Source organism: Paenibacillus sp. B2(2019), assembly GCF_008370385.1.
Classification (GTDB): domain Bacteria; phylum Bacillota; class Bacilli; order Paenibacillales; family Paenibacillaceae; genus Paenibacillus_AQ.
The window spans coordinates 374,456-395,603 of the sequence record NZ_VTZR01000021.1 but is presented as its reverse complement, the minus strand read 5'-3'; the positions used below and the strand labels follow the sequence as shown (position 1 = coordinate 395,603).

General features: G+C 43.6%; 21 protein-coding genes and 2 pseudogenes. 7 read left to right on the top strand and 16 right to left on the bottom strand.

Annotated elements, in window-relative coordinates; genetic code table 11:
* Nucleotides 1-286: 286 nt before the first annotated feature.
* From PAENI_RS20860 to PAENI_RS20830, 7 genes and pseudogenes are all read right to left on the bottom strand, one after another.
* Nucleotides 287-442 (bottom strand): annotated as a pseudogene (locus tag PAENI_RS20860) (winged helix-turn-helix transcriptional regulator); the annotation flags it as partial.
* 123 nt (nt 443-565) lie between these two features.
* The gene (locus PAENI_RS20855; RefSeq protein ID WP_149646607.1) at nt 566-973 is read right to left on the bottom strand and encodes a hypothetical protein; all 408 of its coding nucleotides are present in this window, start codon (nt 971-973) and stop codon (nt 566-568) included.
* Between the two features lie 275 nt (nt 974-1,248).
* Nucleotides 1,249-2,397: an ABC transporter permease gene (locus tag PAENI_RS20850; protein WP_149646606.1), complete on the bottom strand. Its 1,149-nt coding sequence runs from the start codon at nt 2,395-2,397 to the stop codon at nt 1,249-1,251.
* Nucleotides 2,397-3,491 carry an ABC transporter permease gene (locus tag PAENI_RS20845; RefSeq protein WP_149646605.1) on the bottom strand — a complete coding sequence of 365 codons (1,095 nt, stop codon included), beginning with the start codon at nt 3,489-3,491 and terminating at the stop codon, nt 2,397-2,399. Before PAENI_RS20845 ends, PAENI_RS20850 begins: the two co-directional genes overlap by 1 nt.
* A gap of 45 nt (nt 3,492-3,536) precedes the next feature.
* On the bottom strand, nt 3,537-4,475 hold the full coding sequence (locus tag PAENI_RS20840) for an ABC transporter ATP-binding protein (RefSeq protein WP_149646604.1): 939 nt from the start codon (nt 4,473-4,475) through the stop codon (nt 3,537-3,539).
* 126 nt (nt 4,476-4,601) lie between these two features.
* Nucleotides 4,602-5,729 (bottom strand): sensor histidine kinase, encoded by a 1,128-nt coding sequence (locus PAENI_RS20835; RefSeq protein WP_149646603.1) that lies wholly within the window; start codon nt 5,727-5,729, stop codon nt 4,602-4,604.
* Complete coding sequence (locus PAENI_RS20830; RefSeq protein WP_410477485.1) at nt 5,729-6,346, bottom strand: response regulator; 618 nt, start codon at nt 6,344-6,346, stop codon at nt 5,729-5,731. The genes PAENI_RS20835 and PAENI_RS20830 overlap by 1 nt, the downstream gene beginning before the upstream one ends.
* A gap of 348 nt (nt 6,347-6,694) precedes the next feature.
* On the opposite strand from PAENI_RS20830, the gene PAENI_RS20825 reads away from it, so the two are divergent.
* Nucleotides 6,695-7,291 (top strand): hypothetical protein, encoded by a 597-nt coding sequence (locus tag PAENI_RS20825; protein WP_149646601.1) that lies wholly within the window; start codon nt 6,695-6,697, stop codon nt 7,289-7,291.
* A gap of 3 nt (nt 7,292-7,294) precedes the next feature.
* Here PAENI_RS20825 and PAENI_RS20820 read toward each other — a convergent pair whose 3' ends face one another.
* From PAENI_RS20820 to PAENI_RS20810, 4 genes and pseudogenes are all read right to left on the bottom strand, one after another.
* Nucleotides 7,295-7,798, bottom strand: a complete 504-nt coding sequence (locus PAENI_RS20820) for a hypothetical protein (RefSeq protein ID WP_262495671.1) — start codon at nt 7,796-7,798, stop codon at nt 7,295-7,297.
* Nucleotides 7,799-7,945 (bottom strand): annotated as a pseudogene (locus tag PAENI_RS33195) (ankyrin repeat domain-containing protein); the annotation flags it as partial.
* A 241-nt stretch (nt 7,946-8,186) separates the two neighbouring features.
* Entirely contained in the window at nt 8,187-8,648 is a 462-nt protein-coding gene (locus PAENI_RS20815) for a DUF4365 domain-containing protein (RefSeq protein ID WP_188114635.1), read from the bottom strand.
* 48 nt (nt 8,649-8,696) lie between these two features.
* Nucleotides 8,697-9,344, bottom strand: a complete 648-nt coding sequence (locus tag PAENI_RS20810; protein WP_149646600.1) for a hypothetical protein — start codon at nt 9,342-9,344, stop codon at nt 8,697-8,699.
* A gap of 147 nt (nt 9,345-9,491) precedes the next feature.
* On the opposite strand from PAENI_RS20810, the gene PAENI_RS20805 reads away from it, so the two are divergent.
* Nucleotides 9,492-9,758, top strand: coding sequence for a hypothetical protein (locus PAENI_RS20805; RefSeq protein ID WP_149646599.1), 267 nt, complete (start codon nt 9,492-9,494; stop codon nt 9,756-9,758).
* Nucleotides 9,759-9,911: 153 nt separating this feature from the next.
* Here PAENI_RS20805 and PAENI_RS33080 read toward each other — a convergent pair whose 3' ends face one another.
* From PAENI_RS33080 to PAENI_RS32280, 3 genes are all read right to left on the bottom strand, one after another.
* Nucleotides 9,912-10,202 (bottom strand): DUF3892 domain-containing protein, encoded by a 291-nt coding sequence (locus PAENI_RS33080; RefSeq protein WP_149646622.1) that lies wholly within the window; start codon nt 10,200-10,202, stop codon nt 9,912-9,914.
* A gap of 98 nt (nt 10,203-10,300) precedes the next feature.
* Entirely contained in the window at nt 10,301-11,311 is a 1,011-nt protein-coding gene (locus PAENI_RS20795; RefSeq protein ID WP_223178984.1) for a hypothetical protein, read from the bottom strand.
* A 206-nt stretch (nt 11,312-11,517) separates the two neighbouring features.
* Nucleotides 11,518-13,569, bottom strand: a complete 2,052-nt coding sequence (locus PAENI_RS32280; RefSeq protein ID WP_223178983.1) for an S-layer homology domain-containing protein — start codon at nt 13,567-13,569, stop codon at nt 11,518-11,520.
* 319 nt (nt 13,570-13,888) lie between these two features.
* Between PAENI_RS32280 and PAENI_RS20785 the strand changes: the two genes are divergently transcribed.
* Nucleotides 13,889-14,578, top strand: a complete 690-nt coding sequence (locus PAENI_RS20785; protein WP_149646597.1) for a response regulator transcription factor — start codon at nt 13,889-13,891, stop codon at nt 14,576-14,578.
* Nucleotides 14,579-14,604: 26 nt separating this feature from the next.
* Nucleotides 14,605-15,984 carry a sensor histidine kinase gene (locus PAENI_RS20780; protein ID WP_223178982.1) on the top strand — a complete coding sequence of 460 codons (1,380 nt, stop codon included), beginning with the start codon at nt 14,605-14,607 and terminating at the stop codon, nt 15,982-15,984.
* A 690-nt stretch (nt 15,985-16,674) separates the two neighbouring features.
* Here PAENI_RS20780 and PAENI_RS20775 read toward each other — a convergent pair.
* Nucleotides 16,675-16,875: a hypothetical protein gene (locus PAENI_RS20775; protein ID WP_149646595.1), complete on the bottom strand. Its 201-nt coding sequence runs from the start codon at nt 16,873-16,875 to the stop codon at nt 16,675-16,677.
* A gap of 269 nt (nt 16,876-17,144) precedes the next feature.
* Nucleotides 17,145-17,648: a hypothetical protein gene (locus PAENI_RS20770; RefSeq protein WP_149646594.1), complete on the bottom strand. Its 504-nt coding sequence runs from the start codon at nt 17,646-17,648 to the stop codon at nt 17,145-17,147.
* A 315-nt stretch (nt 17,649-17,963) separates the two neighbouring features.
* Here PAENI_RS20770 and PAENI_RS20765 point away from each other — a divergent pair, with 315 nt between their 5' ends.
* Genes PAENI_RS20765 through PAENI_RS20755 form a run of 3 tightly spaced genes read left to right on the top strand, consistent with a single transcriptional unit; the run spans nt 17,964 to nt 21,110 of the window.
* Nucleotides 17,964-18,461, top strand: coding sequence for an RNA polymerase sigma factor (locus tag PAENI_RS20765; RefSeq protein WP_262495670.1), 498 nt, complete (start codon nt 17,964-17,966; stop codon nt 18,459-18,461).
* Nucleotides 18,458-18,814 (top strand): hypothetical protein, encoded by a 357-nt coding sequence (locus PAENI_RS20760; protein ID WP_149646593.1) that lies wholly within the window; start codon nt 18,458-18,460, stop codon nt 18,812-18,814. Before PAENI_RS20765 ends, PAENI_RS20760 begins: the two co-directional genes overlap by 4 nt.
* On the top strand, nt 18,804-21,110 hold the full coding sequence (locus PAENI_RS20755) for a carboxypeptidase-like regulatory domain-containing protein (RefSeq protein WP_149646592.1): 2,307 nt from the start codon (nt 18,804-18,806) through the stop codon (nt 21,108-21,110). Before PAENI_RS20760 ends, PAENI_RS20755 begins: the two co-directional genes overlap by 11 nt.
* Nucleotides 21,111-21,148 lie beyond the last annotated feature (38 nt).

Genomic DNA, 21,148 nt, shown 5'->3' with positions numbered 1-21,148 from the left:
GATCGATAGTGTTAGTAAAAGGTTCATTATTTCTTAATGATACCCGTACTATTTCGTAAATCAGTTTCCCTTATTTTCGACATAACTCTTCTTGGGAACCAGTAGATGTCTTCATTCGGGTTCTACAGGGCAGTACTTTCCTCAAAGAGTTTTAAATCAAATCATTCTCTTTTTGTAAACGGAATCCTGTGCACCTCAATAAAAACTGGCCGTTACTTATGGTACGGCTCTCCGCGGTGTCTGTAACGGCAAGTTTTAAGGCCATCCTGCAGTGGATGGTCTTAAATCACAGCACCTTTTCTGTTCCTTTACCGCTCTCGGTAAGTTCATATTCGACATGCAGCGGCACGCCTGGATAAAGAGTACGAGTGACGATTCCCTTCTCCTCTAATAAACGCAAGCGGTCTGTCAAAGTTTTCGGACTGATGGGCTGCAGCTTGCGGCGTAGTTCCCCAACTCAGGTTAGATTGTCTTCAAGTAATCAGACAGTGGCTGTTGGTTCCAGATTTGAGCTTCAATATATTCAATATAGGGGTCCATGCCTTCCCAAAGCGCAGTTCTCCCCTTATCTTCCGGCGCACCGTAAATATGCTCCAGCCAATCCCAGTATCACGGTAAAGATTTTACCGTGATACTGGGATTGATAATGAGCAGAAATTGTAAGCGGAACACGCAGACTGCTTAATTCAAGGAAGGTCAAGTTTTCTTCCATCCAATGAGAGTAGCCGAGTACTGCATAGAGTGGATAGTTTTCCATGGGTTCTCCTCCCTTTGCTATAAATTCATTCTTCACCCAATGTTCAACCTGTCTTCTGTTATTCATATATTTAGCCGGCTCCTTGAATCTATCAGCTAATGGGTTATCCTCATACAGAGACTCCATAACGGCAATCGCTTCTGCATCGCATAATGCGGATAAGCTGTGGAACGGCGGGTCACCTTGTCTGTAATAATGAGTCAGATATGTAATCATGATTATTCCTCCTTAATGACTACTCCCAGCCTTGTGCACTACGCTTCAGTACATGATACATTCCTCCAGCATGACTATCGCCTCGTCAATGGTCAGTTCGTGCGAATTCATATGGATCATGACCGGATTAGGTTTACCTGAATTAAAAATTGAATTAGATGTTTGGGCTGCAGGTTAAAACTCAAATATGATTTCCTTTACGCAAAACGTGCCTCAGAAGCGATTCTGGAGGCACGTTTTTTTATTATTATTTTCTTAAATAATAGGAAATCATATCAAATAAACGAGTGCATCTCTCTGTTTCTTCCGAATTTATAAGCGGCTGTCAATGCTAGGACAAGAGCAAAGGCGAGTAGAATTGCCAGATTCAACAGCACGCCGGATGGCTGCTCTCCCTGCTGCAGCCGACTGACCGTATCCAATAGCCAGTATTGCGGGAGAAAATGGGCGGCTTGCTGCATTAACGCTGGCATCGTTGTGATCGGAAATAAACATCCGGCCACCAGGCAGGTTGGAATAATGACCATAGTCTGTATCCCGCTCGCCACCATTGAGCTTGACGAGAACGCTACGATGGCCGAAGCCAGACTGACCGCCACCAGGGCAAACAGACCAAGCAGCAAGAACATTTGAAGAACCGGTATTCCAGAATCAATATGAAAGAACCGGATCATAACCGCTAAAGTCACAACAATCTGGATCAGCATGACGACAACGTTCACAATGATGTTGGCTGCCACGTATGCGCGACCCGTCACCGGTGCGGCAAACACTCGGAAATAGGTCCGGTTTTCTTTTTCCTTCAGAATCATCCCGGACAAATTGACGGCTGAGAACAGCATGAGCACTACCAGGTAGCCTACCGTCTGAGCCGACTTGCGGTGCTGAACGGAGTGATCCTCCACCGTTTCGACCGAGAGTCCGGATTCCGCTTGAAGATAGTTTTTGTACATCTGGTCGAACTTCGCCTGCTCCCCTCCGGACGATCGGCCGATGGACAAGAGATTCCCGATATATGCATTCAAATACGACTTGATATAAGCTGTGACTTGCGAGCCTTGAACGGACGTCAGGCCGACATTTGCTGGTTGGCCGGACAACATACTAACTGCAAACCCTTTAGGGAATGTTAACAATGCATCTATATTACCACTTGCCAGGAGCCCCTCCGCCTCCTCCGTCCGCACTTCCCGGACTTCCACCTGACCAAGCTTGTGGATATACTCCACCATATCCACAGTTACTGCCTGACCGTCGTCGTGATTGACCACTCCGACTCTCAAAGGGCTCTCTTCGGAGCCGCTGTAGATTGACGAAGCCAACCCTATGCCAAGAACCGGTAAGCATAAATATAACAGCATCATTTTATAGTTTTTGACCGTGCTTAACGCCATCCTGCGGACCAGCCAAGTCATCTCTTTCATTACAACCCCTCCCTTCTTCTCATTAGGACAATTGCCAGGGCAAGCAGCAGTACCGAACATCCCAGGTTAAGCATCATGGCCGGAGGCGCCGCCATAAGGTTCCCCGCATAAATAATTTGCAAAATAGCATCATTGGACCAGTGCAGCGGGGAATATCGGGAAAGGAAATTCATGATTCCCGTCGTTTGATCGACTGGCGCATAAGCCCCTCCCACAAACGCCGCCGCTTGGATAACGATCATAAGTACGCTTCCAGCTGCGTTGCCCTTCAGGCAATAGCCTACGCCGAGTCCAAGGCTGAGCGCCAATACAATTTCAGTTAATAAGACAAGGAAAACAAGCCACAGATGCTCTCCCCAATTCGCGCCGAACATATATTTGCTGAGCAACACGATAATCGCGACAAATATGGCATTTAGCACGAGCGTCCCGACGATTTTTCCTGCGAAAATTTCTCCTTTCGTGACCGGCGATACCAACAGACGGAGATCAGTATGCCTGCTTCTTTCCGTTTCGATTAATTGCCCGGCCGTTAAGGAGCTGTACAGGATGATCATGGTTGTCACCGCAACAGCAAAATAGTCCAAGCCCCCGGGCTGTCTAACCGCATCGACCGAAGCTTCGGTCACATAATTTCCATCTGGTGCGGGAAGATCGGTCTCTGCTATCGTCAATCTATAGCGATCTGCCAGCGCTGCCAATAAGCCCTGAACGATACCATTTTCTATCCCGTTGCCGCTGTTGCCGTAATAGCTGATTCCGTCATCAACGATTCGCGCATAACCCGTATAAAGACCATTTTGCACATCCCTGACGACATCCGTTTCCGTTCTACTCGTAACCTCTTCAAAGCGGATGCCAGAGGCTTTCGCTTCCAGCAGAAAACCCTCCCATTGCGTCTCTAACGTTCTACTAGTGCTGTCATAGCTAAATATCACGCGTATCGGATCGACCTTCACGGTTCCGTTGAAATTACCGGAGAGCGCTGTCCCCAAAATGAGCATCAGCAGAACAGGTGTCGCCAACATAAACAGCAGCATTTTGATATCCCTGAACACCTTCAATTCTTTCCCGGCGATGCGCAGAATGTTCATTCGTTCCGCCCCCTTCCTCTTTCGTATTTGTAATATGGCCCTTGATTACTCGTCTCGCAGCGTTCGGCCGGTTAAAGTCAGGAACACGGTCTCCAGACTGGTCTCCTGTGCTTCCACGCCGCGAATTTCCACGCCGCTTGCCACAAGCAGCTGAATGATTGGATTTAAGTTGTTGATTTCTACAGCGGAGCTGATGTTAATCGTCTGTTCCGCCGCTTCGACCGTGTTCACACCGACAATGCTTTTCAACTGTTCCATCGGAAGACGTTCGGTCGATCGGACTGTAATGCTAATATTTTTCTGATTCGTAATAATCGCCTTAAGCTCTGCCTTCGTCCCTTCCGCAATGATCTTCCCATGGTCGATAATCGCGATCTGCGAGCAGATTTCTTCAACTTCCTCCATATAATGACTCGTATAAATGATTGTACTGCCCATTCGATTCAGCTTCCGAACCGAGTTCAAGATATAATTGCGGGATTGCGGATCGATACCCACCGTCGGCTCATCCATTATGATCAGCTTAGGTCTGTGAGCAATCGCGCAGGCGATATTCAGCCTTCTCTTCATTCCACCTGAGAAGCTCCTCGGATAACCCCCCTGCCGATCCGCAAGGCCTACGAATTCCAAGGCTTCGATTGTGCTGCGTTTCAGCTCTGATCCCCTTAATCCATATAGCCCGGCAAAAAAGTGTACATTCTCATAAGCAGTCATATCTTCATAGATCGCTAAATCCTGGGGCACGAAGCCGATCGCCTGCTTCGCAAACCTACTGTGCTTGGTGATATTCCGGCCCATGATCTCGATTTCACCTTTCGTCGCGGAGAGCAAGGAAGCAGCCATATGAATCGTCGTGCTCTTGCCTGCGCCATTAGGCCCCAAAAATCCGAAAATTTCCCCCTCTTGCACCGATAGCGATAAATTGTCCACGGCGGTATATTCTCCGAATTTTTTCGTTAACTGTTTGATTTCCAACATGTTCACCGTTGTTTCACCCTCCCGTTAAGTCGGTTCTGATGTTCTTATCGTACAAAAAAAGGACGTCCTTGCAGAAGTGCACAAGTTCATCCTCTTCCCATGAATTTATTCATGTTATCACCCTTCAAATATTCATGGGGTATATGGTATCAACGTTGTGACCGAAAACCCCCGCGAACCGTCGACAATGACCGTTCCTCCTACTGCCGCCGCCCTCTCCTCCATTCCAATAATACCGAGTCCCTTCACGATCTTCCCTTTCCCTTGGCCATTGTCAGTAACTGTAGCCTTAATTAGTGTAGGCAGGACCTGAACATGGAGCGAAACCGCGGTTGCTCCGGCGTACTTCATCATATTAGTGAATGCCTCTTTCATATTATCTTGGATGATCTTCCAATGGATCGGCGAGATGAAATCCATATTTCCTTCATAGGTAAATGCCGTACGAATCGGGTGTTTGTCCGAAAATTCATCAATGAACAATTTCATCCGGTTGACGCCCATCTGTTCCGTAGGCGGCTTCATCTTCTTCAGATCGAAACGAATGCTTTCGATGCCCTCTTTCGATATATGGATAGCATTGTCCAGTAGCAACGACGCTTGGTCTGAATTGATCTTGATTAAGCGCTTTGCCGCCTCCATCTGGATCAGTGCGCTGGTCATCGCGTGTCCGATGTTATCGTGGATGTCCTGGGACAATCGGTTGCGCTCCTCCAGCTTAAGCGTATATTCCGCTTGCCGCAGAAATTCGTTATTTTCCTGCAGCCGTGTGTGCACCCGTTCAAGATCGCCGCGCATTCGCTCCAGTTCGGAGTGCTGTCCGCGCAGCTTGTTATCGTATAATTTTAGTGTGGAAAAATAGATCAGAGTCACTGCCGCAATGAGTATGTAGAGAAGTATGAGTTGCCGCGGTACGAGTAATAAGGGGATCATCATGAGGAGGGACGACGCAATTCCTTGTTTACAGACAAAGGTTGACGCCAACTCGTAAAGATGAGCCGGAAGCAGCAAAATCACCAGCGGATGATCCTGGAACATGGCGATAGCTATTCCTATGGATAGCACAGCGATGAGGGAGCGAAAGCTCTCTTTTTTCAACATATAAAACAGCAGGTTCGTACTTAGATATAATAATACGGATAAAATATACCAGGGCGTTATGCTCGTTTCGGATGATAGGGATTGGCCGACTGTAAAGACAAGTAGGGCCACTTTATAGCCGATCTTCAACAGTTCAGATGCATCTCTTGGTTCGCTCATCAGGTCAATTCACCTGTCAAATAGTAAATGGCGATTTGGGTGCGGTGCGTGAGGCCCGTCTTGCCTAATATAGAAGTAACGTGATTGGCAATGGTGCCCTCAGAGATATAGATCTGTTTGGAAATTTCCTTGTTTGTCCGTCCCTTGGCGATCAGCGCCATAATATCCAGTTCTCTTTCCGTAAAGAGGCTCTTGTCGATCCCAGGCCCTTGGTTAAGTGCGGACGGCTCTGTGTCCTTCCCCGTCTTTCCCCCAGCAACATCCGATTTCAACTTGTCTAATACCGTGTCCTGCAGCACATTATGACCGTAATACACGGTTTTAATCGCATCGCAGATCCGCTCGGGGTCGTTATTTTTCAGCAAATAGCCCTTGGCTCCGTATGTAATTGCATCCCTTATATATTCGTCATCATCAAACGTCGTCAAAATCAGCGGCCTTGTTGCTGTACGCTCGACGATCAGCTTGGTCGCTTCCACTCCGTTCATTTCCGGCATTCGCACGTCAAGCAGCGCTACATCGACCTCATGCCGCTCGCAATAGGCAACAGCTTCCTGTCCATTTTGAACCGTAGCCACAACCTCAAATCCTTCAAACGTGGTTAGAATAATTCTCATCCCTTCGCGAATGAATGAATTGTCGTCGGCAATAAGCACCTTAATGTTCGGCACAAATCACTCCCCCTTCCCTTCCACTTATTATGCATTATGAAAGGCGTCAGCACCATACTGAGTATTCGGCAGCGTGGTTTTGTATGCACTGTTGGACAACGATTAGAAGGCGGTCAATGTAAAAATTTCGTCCTACTTATGATACGGTTCCCCGTATCACTCTAACAGCGAAAAATCATAAGAGTTGCTTTCCACATTAGTAAGAATCCAAACATTCCGCGATTATTCAACATATATTGAAAAAACAATCATTTTAATATATTTGAGGTGGGATAAACATGATTCTAAGAGGACGTGTGGATTTTAACGTATCATCAGATCAAGATCAAAACACTCTTTTTTATTAATGAATGTGGTGGAGGACCCCCAGCTAGCTTGTTTAGAATTCCTGATGGATCTATTGTTATTCTCCAACGGGGAACCATTAAGAAAAAGGTTCGTGTGGTTAAGGGAGAGGCTTCAGAATGTGATTTCCATATCGCTTCATTAAATACGAAAACGGCTCAGTTATTTAGAGTTAATAATGAACAACGTTTTTTGCTCGTATTCAATAAGAAAACGAATATCATAAGAATGTTTAGAGCACCGGTGACCCGAGGAACTGCCCAATTCAAGCTTGACCCGAATAGACTGCACGATAACACAATCACTTTAGGGGGTCCATTTATTGATGACTTCGGAATTTACAGCACTAGAAAAACGATAACCGTGATTCGTCATGGAGCATGCAAAACCTTTAAAATCTTGAAAAGCAATGTAGAAACTCCCGATTTATTCTTTCAATTAACGAAAAATAACGCATCAAAATTTGGTCTGAGGAATGGGAAAAGCTACCGATTAGCCTATAATCAAATAACAAATAGACTTGTCATTGGAACTCAAGTGACATAATCATTAACTGTGAAGCCACATAGTTTGAGATTCAGAGAAGGACCCATTCAGCTTCGTAAAATAATAGTCTTTATTTTGAATAAGTCTCGGGTTTCCGCCTAGTTTGATCAAAAAAGACTGATCCATGGATTTTTCGTCATTGCTTATTTCCCCGTCTGAAATTGCATGTTTTATAAGACCTGGGTTAGTAAACATATCTTTGACGCTTTCAGTTGAAATTGGATGCTCAATCACCTTTATCGAGCAATTAGGATATATATTATTTTCTAAATACTCCTCATAGTCCTCAGGGATGAAGATCGAAATCATGCTCTTAGGTTTAAAGGGATGGACGAGGCTTAAGTAAAAGTGATATTTTTGGTTACCTTCATGGATGAGGTCTGCTTGATCATCAAAGAAGTCAGGTGCATTCCCGCCAATCCAGCCTGTACCATGTTCAGATGGACCAGGGCTTACCTGATACAGAATACAGTCCGTTCTCTCATCTAAAATGTTCGTATAATTCATTTACAACTCTCCCTCAAGAAACTTAATGAGGTACATTTCAGGCTGCGCGAGGAACTCTGTAAAGCTGCATAAATCCGCATACTCCTGATGCTCGACATCATAACAGCCAATCAGGCCTTTTTTCTTCGGATTCCACAGGAGCTGTAGATGGAAGAACCCTTTAGATATAAGGGTTCTTTACTTTTTGTTGTCAAAAAATTTGCGTCATTTGTGACACGGTTCACCGTATCGGTTATAGGACGAAACTTTGGGCAATAGTTGCTTTGCTTGCTGGGTGAGGAAAGCTGCCCTTAAGAGCAGGTAAGGGATTTGGTCCATCGCAGGTTACTCTCTCTCATACGGGAATGTGCGCGGGAATTTGGCGGCAAGCGCTAAATGATGGAGGCGACTATAAAAAGCTTTGAATAGAACTTTCAAAATTAAAAGCTTGAAGAATGCTGTAGTTTTTGACAGATATGTTGATGCCATACTCAGGCTTGCTTGTTTGACCAGGTTTGCTGTAATCTCGATCAACAAAAACCGCATCAGGAATTGCCCATGTCTTTGCAGGAATTAAAAAGAAGTCCGGCATCATATCGTTTCTAAAGATGAGCAGAGCCATATACAAATTGGGATTACAGATATTAAACTTACTCTTTTGAGCAAATACATACCCTGTTCCCCTCAGTGATTTGACTTGAATTTCCGAAAAGATTCCCGCTTTATTCTTCACAACAAAGTCGATTCCTCGATCATCAACCTCCGATGAAAATACCTCAAGTCCATAAGAGGCAAACTCCATCTTAGCAAAATACTCAGCATATCGTCCAAGTTGCAATGAATTGAGAAGCGCCCAGTTTTTATTTAGCATTTTAAGATTCCCTCCTGTTTATGTCACAAGATAATAAATTGCCAAAAGCTACTCTATTCTCACAAGTCCGTTCTCGTCGACCCAATAAATTTGGAACGACATAGCATCTTTAAGCCACTTTATTCTCGGCAGCAAATTCTTAAAGGTGCTGAATCCGTCTGGAAGAGCAATACCCAATGTTGCGGCGGAATTTTCACCGTGGTATAAGACCAGGTCAAAAACAGCCCCGGAAAACCAATGACGAGCTTGTATATGTTTACTTTTTTCGGGATACCCTTTCACACTAATCCACAGCTCTTTTCCGTCTTGGCTTTGCGCGATGATGTCCTTTCCCGAAGTTCTAGCTTCTGTATCAGCAACGCTTCGAATCGTGTAACCATTGAGAACGAGGTGATTAACAACCTTGCTTTGAATATGACCTTCCCAATACCAAGGTCTTACAACAACTTCTACAGGCGGTCTTGGGATTTCATGTGCTATTATGTTGGCTGACAGGTCTGATAAATGATTGGTTGTTTTTGTTTTATGACAATGATCGCAGATACCATGATGGCGAAGTATTTCCGAATTATTGAACAGTGAACGGCAAATTGTGTAGACCGTTTGTCTTGGGAATACATTCGCAGAAACGGACAAGCAGTCATCGCACAATTCGGCATGTAATAATGAAAACATCACTTTTTGTTTATTGGACATATAAAATCCTCCAGATTGTTTTGACTGTTATAATTGTATCACAGACATTTTGTAATAATTGTCCAGATATTTAATTTTCCAATTTGGAGGTGTATTACTATAATTACTTTTGATCGAGCTAAAGCATCTATAGGATTATCAAATTTTGTGGAATACTACGAGGATTATCTTTATTACTATAAGCATCAAACCAAAGAAAACAAGAAACGTTTGGCACAAAAATTACTTGAATCAAATTCAAGGGCAATTTCAATTACAGGCCAAAACACAAGAATTGTTTACACCGTAGCGATCTTCTCCAACGAATGGGATAAGGACATGCTAAAGGCAGCTATGCAGTCCAACCATCCAAGTATATCAAGTGAAATTAAAAATCAGGCAAAACTGCTACTAGACAAACTTGTCGTCAAATGATTATAGATAACCTCTGAAAGCTCCCAGAATCACTCCGGTAAAAAAGAAAGCCTCTTTTGCCGAAAAAATAGCGGAAGGGAATTTCTCTATTAATTGGAAAGCCTCTTCCCTGAGTTCGGTTATCAGTTTGATAACATAAATAGGTAATATGGTTTAAAGTGGGCACTCACTAAGACTTAACAAGTTATCAGGACTTTCTCCATCCGCTTCAGTTTTTAAATACTTGTTACCATATCTGCTAACCGCGACAATTACATTTACAGTACGACCGCCTTTGCTGACATAGAATGTCCATTTCCCATTTTCGATTCCTTGTATAGCATCTTCTTGAGTGAGCTTCCATCTAGTCCCGTTACTATACTTTCCTCCTATACTTCTAATCCTCTCGTGAGGATTGTAACGATCGTTTTTGTTAACACATAAAACTTCGTGTCTACTCGCTATTTCTTTTTCATCCTTTCTATTCTTTTGTTACACCCTTAAATGGAGTGCTGCTGCTGGTCTTTTGATCCATAATTCGTCCAGTGCTACAGACAACATATCTAGGAACTTTGATTTTCTAATAATGCGACTGGTCGAGGCAATAAAGGCGTTTTCTGCATCAACATTTTCACCTCTTCTACATTGAGCGACAAATCATTTACTGCTGGCAGATACATATCAACATTACAAAATGTGATATGCTTTTTCTTGTCACTTCTCACAGTATCGATCACCCCCATATCAATTCCATATTGCTTCATCGTTAAGAGCATTAACCAAAACCTCACTACATCATAATCATCCAATGGACGCATTCCTTCAATAGAGAGGGGCATTCTGTTAAAAACATATCCTGTTATTACAACAGCGATCATAAAAGCCCTTATGTCTGAAAAATCTCCGCTTTCAATTATTGCAATTGAATGATAAATAGCTTTCACCACTTGCCCAGATAGACGTCCAGATAAAGTATATCCGATATATGTATCTCTTAAATACCCATTAGTTATCTCTTTTACTGTTTCAAGATAAACTTCTGGTGTATTAGCGAGAACTGCAAAATTATACTTATTTGCAGCGCACCGCTTATACCCATTTCGTTTTATGGTTGAGACTAATACCAATTCATTTTTGGCGTCCGACACAATGATAGGAGAGTGGAATTTAGAAATGAGCTCAAAATTATTCGAAGCAATAATACTATGTTTGTCAACGGATTTTTCTAATTTTCCAAAAGAATAAGAAGAGTACTGCTTATTCCATTTTCGTCCTAAATCTTCAGCTCCTACATTGTCGTATCCACGTTGTTTTGATACATTGTTGTGTTGCTGTTCACTTCTATGGGTATGTCCAAATATTCGCCAACTATTATTACCTTTGAGTGCTGTTGTTGAGCTCCACCAACAATCTTTGTCTTCTCTCGTAATATCAATCATAGGAAAATGGGTGACTATCAATACCTTCTCCTCTTTGTTTAATACATCGTTAGCGAAAGACACCCACTCATTGTGCAAAGCTATAACCTTTTTAGGGCTAAAATCTTTTACCTTTTGCACATCGGGAAGACCCATAAACTGCTTCAGAGTTACTTGACGCTTTCCCCGCCGAAAACTCGTCCAACCTGTATCACCAATAACACAAATATCGTTATAATAATAAAAACTAAAAAGCTGACGTCGGTATATTACCGACGTCAGCTTACGGCCAATGCCCCTTCACTGTCCACTAAATAAAATCTTGACCTGGTTACAATGACAATACAAAAAGTAGGGTCTACTCAGGGAATAGGAATATAAGTTACTACATTCGATCGGATATAATCGTCCAACGTTTGATCGTGGACCACAATGACCGCATAGAGTCCTGTATTTGTGGTAAACGCTCCTTGAATGCTTACCGTACCGTTTACGGAATCATACGTTCCAAGACCGCCCTGATTAATAATATAATCGGCAGAAGGCGAATTTATGCCTGCATACTGATCCGTTGTTAAGTAGTGTAAATGATACTCACTTCCGCTGTAATTTGGTGATACTGTAATCGAATCAGAATTTATAATAGGTGTGCCCAAACTCGTAAACGTGTCAATAATCGAATCCGTTCGATAGAAGGTGAACCCCGCGACTTCGCTATCCAACGTTCCTTTAGCTCCGACTACGTAGAGCCGATAGGTCTTATTGGAAAGCAAGTTTTCAGAGATGTTGATTTGAGACCCGTTTAATGCCTTATCGACCGTTCCATAATGAAATGCTATTCCTCCCGTTGCATCTTGACCGGATTTGACCTGAGCAATTCTTGGGGAATCAGAAGAGTTGATCTCAGTAAGAACGTAATATAGAGTGTCAACCGCTTCTGAGTTCACACTTGCATTAATTGTATCACTAGTGATTTCCATACCTCTACTTGTACCCGAAGCATTAAAAGAAATCGTAGGCACGGCCTGCTGCTCAGCTAACGTCTGAAAAGGTACTGAAGAGATTTTCGACGTCTTATCATTGGTAAGCTCAAAAGCATACAACACATAGGAAGTACTCGCAGCTAATCCGCTCAATTTCAAGTTCGCCTTCGTTCCGTCCAATTCAACCGAACCATATACGATAGCATTCACTCCTAATTTGATACCATCAAAGCTAGGAACTGTGGAATCCGAGGGCAGCACGGCGTAGTACACAGTCCCGGTGACTGATCCCGTTACCGGATAGGACGCCATCGTTTGCGTGATCATTCCATTCACGACATCGATTGTCAGTGTCACATCAGGCACTGGGGTTGGCGTTGGCGTCGGCGTTGGTGCCGGGGTTGGCTCCGGGGTCGGTGTCGATAGCGGTATCGATGGCATATACGTGACCAATTGTGCTGTTACCGGGGGCTCCGATACTTTAACTGGTATTGGTTTACTCTCTTCATTTTTCACATCGTTATCGAATAATGTCTTCAAGGCGTTTACTACGATAAGTGGTGTCTTGGAGGTGTCTAGTTTAAAACCTTCATGTAGCTTAATAATGATCGTCTTTTTGTCCTCGGACAACACATAGCTATCTAGCTTCGGATCAAGCGGGACACCGTTAACCATAATCTTAGATAGATCAATAGAGTTTGGATCGATTCCTACTGTCATTGTCAACTCAAGCTTGTTGCCTGCCTTGAAGTCCGCTCCGGACACCAGAATTGGCATAGTGGCTTCGAACGTTCTTGCGCTTTCAAAGGATCCGGTAGCAAGTAATTCACGGCTCGCTTCTGATTTACCGCCGAATGTACCGTCGGAAGAATTATTTAGCAACTGTAGCTGAAGTGCCAACTGGACGTAACCTTTCGCCCAATCGGAGACGGTATTATCGCTAACCCCTGGGGCCAACATTGCCACCGCATCCTGACCTAATCCTCGAATCAGAAATGTTGCTAATTGTTCTTTGGTCACTTCACCCGCAGGGCTAAATTCTCCATTGCCTACACCGTCCGTTATTCCCGCTGCCTTGATCGCCTCAATATAAGGCAAAGCGTAGCCGTTTCCTGGATCATCTGACTTTACGTCACTGAATGACGATGTCTTGAGATCTTGGTTGACCTTCAGGTTAAAAATAAGCGCTGCTACCTTTGCGAATTGCGCTCGATTCATCTCTTCTTTCAATCCAAAATTAGTTTCTGAGACTCCGTCGAAGATACCCGCTGAAATCATTGCATCAAACTTTGCCTTAGTAGCGGCGTCCAAATCCTTTAAATCGCTGAAATCCGCCGAAGTCTTCGCTCTACTCACACCGCCGCCGATCGATACTGCGGACGTCAGACCGAATGTCAGCGCCGTAGACCATATTAATAATTTCCTTCTCATGATTTCACTAACCTGCCTTCCCATATTGAAATATCTAATACACGCTTCATAAAATTACACATTCATTTCAAAATCTTGCTTTTTGCAAGGTCGGAGATCATCCCAGCGAAGCAACAAGCATTCGTTCCCCCTCATACTCAATTCGTAAAAACTTATCATTTCTAATTTTAATAAAAACTCAGAGCCGTATCTTAATGAAATCTTAATGGATGATTAAAATCCACACTCGTCATGAAACATTATTATTAAATATTCAACTTTTATAGTAGTATTCTTTTTAAGAATTCAAATTTTCTCAAAGAATGGTGGTCGTGCATATATGGGTCATATCCTAATTATCGATGACGAACCCGAAATTCGTACGTTAATTCGCATCCATATGGAACGGGCAGGCTTCCAAGTTATTGAAGCAGAATCGGGACGAACAGCGATTGAACGGATGCAAGAGTATAATATTGAGCTCTTAATATTGGATTTGATGATGGATGACGGGGATGGCATTACGGTCCTTCGTTATTTACAAGAACATAATTTACAAACCATCGTTATCGCACTTAGTGCTAGGAGGGAAGTGCAGGACAAGATTGCCACCCTTAGTCTAGGAGCCGTTGATTATGTAACAAAACCATTTAGTCCATTGGAGTTACTTGCTCGGGTTCAAGCACAATTAAGAAGGCATCGTCCCAATGCGACCCATCAATCTGAAATCATACGATTACATCATCTGGTTCTCGATGTAGATAATTTAGTTCTGCATAATAACGGCAAATCCCGTGATTTAACTCCAGTTGAATGCGCCCTTCTGAAATTCTTTATGCAGAACCCCGATCGTGCTCTGACCAAAAGGGCAATATACAAACACATTTGGCAGCATGAAAACTACGATGATAACAACTTGAGCGTATTTATTAGTCGGCTCCGTAAAATACTTGAAAGCTCTTCCGGCTCTCAGTATTCCATTTATACCGTTCGTGGCGTCGGATATCGATTTTCGGGAGATAGACGATGAAGAGTCTCACTAGGATATGGCTAATCATGCTAATAAGCATTGTTATCAGCTTTACGTTGTTTGTCTGGATTTCGACACTATCAGGAAAATTATGGAACAAAGGTTATGATTTAAATGCGTTGAACTCCATCTCACAAGAGGTGCTGAGTGCTATTGAACAACAAAGTACATACGATAAGAATGAAGTTCAACCGATATTGGATCAGTTTCATATCAACCATCCTGCTCTTCGATTTGAATGGATTTCATCGGACGGATCAACTCTCTATGATACTTATGGTGAGATGAATAATTATAGCTTTCAGCAATTGGCAGATCGCTTTATTAATATGCCGAACAACCTTTGGGACGAAGATAACCCGATTACGCTTGCCTATTCAGCGAATAAGAACGGACAGCCTTACTACTTATTATTGAGTTTGTCTAGCGATGCAATGAAACAAGGACAGATGTACTTCTTTGTACGAACACTTAAGGCACTATATTCTTGGGCTCTGCCTCTGCTGTTATCTTTCTTTGTGCCCTATTTCCTGTCCCTGTGGCTGTTCTCCTCGGTCAATAGACGGATCGGCAGGCTCAACCAAGCCCTCAATCAGGTCAATATCCGAAGTGATGTCATCGTACTCGAGGATAAGGCAAAGGATGAAATCGGGCAGCTTACCCGTCACTACAATTTGATGGCGCAGCGGATTCGGAGACAGGCTGATGAAATCGATCAATTTGATAGCGGGCGCAAGCTGCTGCTTTCTAATCTATCTCACGATTTGCGAACACCGTTAACGATGATCCTGGGCTACGCCGAAACCATTTATACAGGTACATATAATGACGAAAACGAACTGCGGACCAGCTCAAAAGTCATTTTGCAACGATCCCGTTATATGGACAAACTGCTGGATCAATTGTTAGAAATCGCACGGCTAGATGGGGAGTCGCTTGAGATTCATCTCGCTCCGCATAACTTGTCTGAAATGATGCGAAAAATTGCCGCCGACTACATGTTATTTCTAGATGGGCAAAGTTTTTCAATTGAAGTGGATATCCCCGATGGGGATGTGCAGGCGGTTATCGATGTGTCTCTTGTTGAACGTGCTATACGCAACTTAATGGACAATGCGGTTCGTTATGGAAAAGAAGGGCGTTTCCTTGGAATAGGGCTCGTTGAAGAATATGATGTTGTGTGCATAACCGTTAAGGACAAAGGCAGAGGAATTGCTCCTGAGGATCACAAACTCATCTTTGAACGGTTCTATCGTGTTGACCGGGGGAGAAAAGGCGAGGGGCTCGGTATAGGACTTTCTATTGTCAAGGAAATTGTTGAATCACATCAAGGCTATATTCAGTTGATGAGTACTCCCCATGTAGAAACCTTGTTCCTGATACGGCTCCCCAAGCATCTAAAATAAAGCTATCACAATGATAATGTGCTGCTTCGTTGTTAGCGAGAAATTTCGCCCTACTTATGGTACGGTTCACCCCGATTTATCTTCACTGCGGGATACATCTGTCTGCGTTAGATTCTATTGTGATTATGCTTAATATGCCTGAGTCTGAACCAGCTGATCTTCTTAACTGCTACGTCGTGGTCCCCACATGCAGCTTCTAGGCAATATGCTTGTTGTGCAGCACTCTGATACTCTCTATAAAACTCCTTTATTTAAAGTAGAGTTTTATGAACTGGCTGTCTCAAATTAGTCATGTATTTATTGCTCTGAATGATTAAAGAAAGTGCCGCAGGCTTGGTACCTGCGGCTTTAAATATTATTTAAGATGTTTGACCAACCCACTTCTGAATGAACCATAATATAATTCACATCAGTTCTATGGTTGTTATTAAGCAGATTGCGGGGATTAATTATACAGCACGTTCTCTCATACACTTTTGTCCTGCATTGCATAATAACCATAAATAAATATCATTGAAAAGACTAGGATGCCTCTGAACCATGCTCCAGTAAAAATAACCAAGGAAGGTGCCCCAAGTGCAAACATTAACAGTAAAGTCCAGTTTATATAGGAATGTTTGAATCGTCTTTTAAGAAAGCCTTCAGAAATAATATAATATAGAAATATAAGATAGGACAGTGCAGCAAAAATTAAAGAAAATAATTTTTTTGTTTAACCTCCATAGCCACTTTTTGTACTTGTTCGGTATTGATCCGGATCTTCAGATCTTCTACAGGTCCCGAACGATTTATTGCGGTTTTAGCCTCTTCCATTTTTGTTTTAAGAGCAGAATTTTTGATGTTAACACTCTTAATATCAAGTTTTGGCGTTACTTTCCGGTTCACTTTCACATTCTGAACGACCTCTTGCTCAACGGTTCGGGTAGAAGAGTTAACTTTCGGTAATGTAACGGACTTTGAAACCTTAGTGTTCGTATGTTATTCTTGTTTCTTGATTTCGACATGAACACCACTACAATTCTCATCTTATGCATCCTACGCTGACGCAGGGATTGCTCAGATACATTACTTGTAGACTGGAGCGGTAATATAGTCGTTTTTGCCTGTTCCAGCGTTGCCTTCAGGTCCGGATTTTTGATATTCACTTGTTTCATATCCACTTAAACATCTTTACTGCGCTTAATAGGTTCCATTCCAGTTCCCGATTGTCGAACATTCACAGTTTCTGCATTTACTTGAGTGCCTTTATAGCGCTTGATGTTCACTTTATTCAGTGAGCGCTGTTGAACGGACTGCTGGGATGTCTTTCTTGCAGATCGGAATGGTGCTAATGCTTCCGCTCCCTGCTCCATCTTCGCTTTCAACTCTGGATTTTTGATATTTACTTGTTGTATATCTACCTGAGTACCAGTTCTGCGCTTGATGTTTACCTTATTGAGGAGCGTTTGTTGTACAGACTGGCTAGCTACACTGCTTATAGCTTGAAGCGGCAATACAGCGGATTTTACTTGCTGTAGATTGGCTACAAGATCCGCAGGTCTGACGTTCATTCGTCCCACTTCCACTTGCGTACCAAACTTTCTTTGTACCCGCACCTTATGAAGCTGGCTTAGCTGGGTTGAAGTAGTCGTAGTCATGCTCGCAAGGGCTGCTGGAGTCTTCACTACGTTACCTTCCACGGAAGAACTAACGTTAACCCGATACTTTGCTCGTAATCGAGAAGGCATGATAGAATACGTATCTTCTGATAGTTTTTAACTATCATTTACCCAACTTTGCTGAACATCAATAAATTACTGGGACACCTTCTGGAACACATCTCAGGACATCCACTCAGAAAGCATCTCCCCCTCCGTAAAAATATTCCACATAAACGCAACCTTAATCCTCCAAGCCGCATCTTATTAGTAAAGGGAGGGGAGCTTCATCTGAATATTGTAGAGAGAATCAAAGCAAAGGATGAGTCAGCTCTCCGCCTGTTGATGGACGATTACGGCGATATGCTGCTCCGAACTGCTAACTTACTGCTCAGAGATCGACAGAGTGCCGAAGAAGCGGTGCAAGATACTTATATTCAAGCCTATGCCAAAATGAATCAGCTACAGGAACCGGAACGGTTAAAGGCTTGGCTCATTCGCATCGTAGTCAACCGCTGCCGCATGAAGCAACGGACATGGAGCTGGAGTAATATTTTCCCATCGGGCGATGCAGAGCTCCAAGCCAGTGATGATGCGGGCTTCACTGCCGGGGCAGAAGAGCTTTTTATGGTGGAATGGCACAATGTTAGACTCGCTGAGTCCATAAGAAGTCTCGCTTATGTATACCGCGAATGTCTGACGTTATATTACTTTCATGAGATGAGCATCCGTGAAATTTCCGAGCAATTAAATACACCTGAGAATACGATTAAATCCCGGCTCGCTAGAGGACGGACGCTCTTAAAAAAGATTGTGGAGAAGGAGGGACATTTCTTATGAATACGGGGAACACAGAGAATACGGAACGCGAAACTATCAAGCAACAGCTAGATGAAGAACTACAACTCATCCACTTCAAAGGACATGAACGCGTCCTCAAGATGACCCACCCTCCAACTTTTGGAGCCCGTCTCATTGCATTCTGGAATAAGGAAATCGAGATCCCTGCCAAACCTATAGGCGCAATCGGTGCAATTATTCTAGTCGTTTCACTGACCCTGCATCAACCAGAGGTCAAACATCCAACACAACAAAACGTTCAGCAGCAACAGACCCGGGAGCTCATTGAGGCTGGGGGTAATACGTATTGGAAGGATATCTATGATCAGGCGGTGAAGAGACATGAGAATTAAGATTAAGGTTAAACATCTGGTGTCATTCGTGCTGCTCCCGATATCCCTACTCGTTCTTCTATTTAACTTCTTACCCTCCTCAAAAGCACAAATAGACAAAAGCACAGCTGTTCAATCTAACCTAGCCCGCACAGAACTTCTGCAAAAGCTAGAATCTACAACTGGTAGTAAACGTATGGAACTTATTCGAACCAACATCATCGATAAGGAGCACGCCTACGATCCCTATAGATATGACGTTAATATCGGCCCCTCTATGAGTCAGTGGAATAATGATGAACCCGATACTTTCAATTTGCTGCCAGCGGACAGAATGCCCTTGCTTGAGGAATACATCCTTGATGGGCCTGCGGATAATACACGTATATTTGCGGCTAAGCTGCTTGCCTATGAATATGATGCTCTTGGCCGTAAGGAAGACGGCGATCAAGCGCTAATAACGGCCACTAAACAACTAGCCAGCAATTCTCACGTGGCACAAAAGCTGGCGCTCCTTCGTGCAGAACGAGCCCTGAATCGTGGTGACATAACAGCCGCTGAAGCTATTCTTGAACAAACCACATTGTCATCTGAGAATCAGCAGGATCTAGATGCGCAGAAAGCATGGCTTACCGGGCGGCTGCTCTTCACAAAAGGCAAAGCACAAGAAGCACTTGCCGCAGTAGACAATGGCTTGGAGAGCTACCAGAAATTCTGGCAGGATATTCATCAACAAATGAGTCTTAGCACTAGCAACTCAGATAAAGACACCGCAGACAACGGTGCATCGGAATCAGCGTCAATTTCAGCACCAGCGATTGGAACTTCAGAAACCGAAATGCAGCTGGAAGCACTCCGGGTAGCCATTCAGTCCGCTGTAGATATGGGGAGTACCTCGACTGCCGTCGTATCCGGAACACTTACCCGTAGCGATGGTACTCCGGTCTCGCGCGCAGGTATTTTTCTCCGTGCTGAAAGCGAGGTTCACCACAGCATTACTTCTACTGAACCGTACCGAATCGTTACGGATGCTGAAGGACGTTTCGAATTCCAAGGTGTGATTCCAGGCTTCTATCAATTACAGCTTGGACTTAGTTATAATCAGATCGATGGCTGGACTTGGCCAATACAGTATGACGATTGGATTGAAGTTAAACCGGGTGACATGTTGAAGGAGAGCGTTGTTCTGCAGCCTCTGATTGAGCTTCAGTCTCCTATTAATCAGGAGACACTAGCTGGCGAAACCGTAAATTTCCGCTGGAAAGCTGTTAAGGGTGCGGCTTACTATCGTTTAAGCGGTGGAGCGGAGGGGGCCGCGGTGAGTGCACAAATTCGGGATCATATTATAGGTAATCAAGTATCCATTCCTGTAGAAGAACTTTACAGTAGCGGTGGTTTCTCCTTTGGCGGCAGTGGAGAAGGCTGGGAATCTATTGATCCCCTATCTCTTCTCGGATTTATGAATCCAGAAGCACGCTTTTCTTGGAATATTGAAGCATTAGATGCAAATGGACGCCTGATTACCCGCAGTTATGGCTACAGACTAAACGAAAATACCGTCGGCAATCTGCCCTTCTTTTATCTCAAAGAAAGAGAACTTACCGCGGCTGACCAACTATTACTGGATAAAAAAACGGATCAGGCACTAACCATGTACCAACAAAACATTACCGATGATCCACAGGATGTTCATGCCCTTCACATGCTCGTAAAGATGATGCTTGCAAAATCATCCCTCACGAAGGATACTACATTGGAAGATCAGGCGATGTCTTCACTCAAAAAACTAATACAACTGCAGCCTTCTACTGATTACGCCTTCACGTTGTCGCAGTACTATTTGGACCATGCGGACTGGAAGTCATATAACGAATATTATTCCTATTACAACAAGCTAAACCAACCCAATACTAACGATTATGTACTCTCTATTAACGCGACCGCACTCTTGCATCAGGGCAAGCTGAAAGAAGCACGCGAGCAATTCGCTAAGGCTCTGGCGCTTGATAACAGCCATCGTTTTATTGGCAGCTATTTGGCGGCAGAATTATACGCAGGTGAGTCACTCTCTTCTGTCTTAAAACTTGCTGAACGTTACCCCGAGCACAGCTTTGGTCACAGTGGGTATCGTTGGCCACAAATGGTTAAACTGCTCATAACCGAACGAACGAAACAGCCTAGTCACTTTGACCAAGCATTGCAGGAAAAACTTGGCTGGTACGTGAATGGTCAGACAGATGTTTTGAAGCAATGGATCGAAGGGGCAAAGTCCTCCGCTCTGAAGAACTTTATGCAAGCCGTTCTAAAGGTAAGCTAACTCATTTATGTATACAAAAATCCGGTCCCTCTCGATAA

Coding starts and splice junctions, on each gene's coding strand:
- PAENI_RS20845 (WP_149646605.1), bottom strand. CDS start 3,491: ATGAACATTCTGCGCATCGCCGGGAAAGAATTGAAGGTGTTCAGGGAT.
- PAENI_RS32280 (WP_223178983.1), bottom strand. CDS start 13,569: ATGAGAAGGAAATTATTAATATGGTCTACGGCGCTGACATTCGGTCTG.
- PAENI_RS20835 (WP_149646603.1), bottom strand. CDS start 5,729: ATGAGCGAACCAAGAGATGCATCTGAACTGTTGAAGATCGGCTATAAA.
- PAENI_RS20755 (WP_149646592.1), top strand. CDS start 18,804: ATGAGAATTAAGATTAAGGTTAAACATCTGGTGTCATTCGTGCTGCTC.
- PAENI_RS20760 (WP_149646593.1), top strand. CDS start 18,458: ATGAATACGGGGAACACAGAGAATACGGAACGCGAAACTATCAAGCAA.
- PAENI_RS20850 (WP_149646606.1), bottom strand. CDS start 2,397: ATGAAAGAGATGACTTGGCTGGTCCGCAGGATGGCGTTAAGCACGGTC.
- PAENI_RS20780 (WP_223178982.1), top strand. CDS start 14,605: ATGCTAATAAGCATTGTTATCAGCTTTACGTTGTTTGTCTGGATTTCG.
- PAENI_RS20785 (WP_149646597.1), top strand. CDS start 13,889: ATGGGTCATATCCTAATTATCGATGACGAACCCGAAATTCGTACGTTA.
- PAENI_RS20830 (WP_410477485.1), bottom strand. CDS start 6,346: ATGAGAATTATTCTAACCACGTTTGAAGGATTTGAGGTTGTGGCTACG.
- PAENI_RS20855 (WP_149646607.1), bottom strand. CDS start 973: ATGATTACATATCTGACTCATTATTACAGACAAGGTGACCCGCCGTTC.
- PAENI_RS20815 (WP_188114635.1), bottom strand. CDS start 8,648: ATGCTAAATAAAAACTGGGCGCTTCTCAATTCATTGCAACTTGGACGA.
- PAENI_RS20795 (WP_223178984.1), bottom strand. CDS start 11,311: ATGGGTCTTCCCGATGTGCAAAAGGTAAAAGATTTTAGCCCTAAAAAG.
- PAENI_RS20820 (WP_262495671.1), bottom strand. CDS start 7,798: ATGAATTATACGAACATTTTAGATGAGAGAACGGACTGTATTCTGTAT.
- PAENI_RS20810 (WP_149646600.1), bottom strand. CDS start 9,344: ATGTCCAATAAACAAAAAGTGATGTTTTCATTATTACATGCCGAATTG.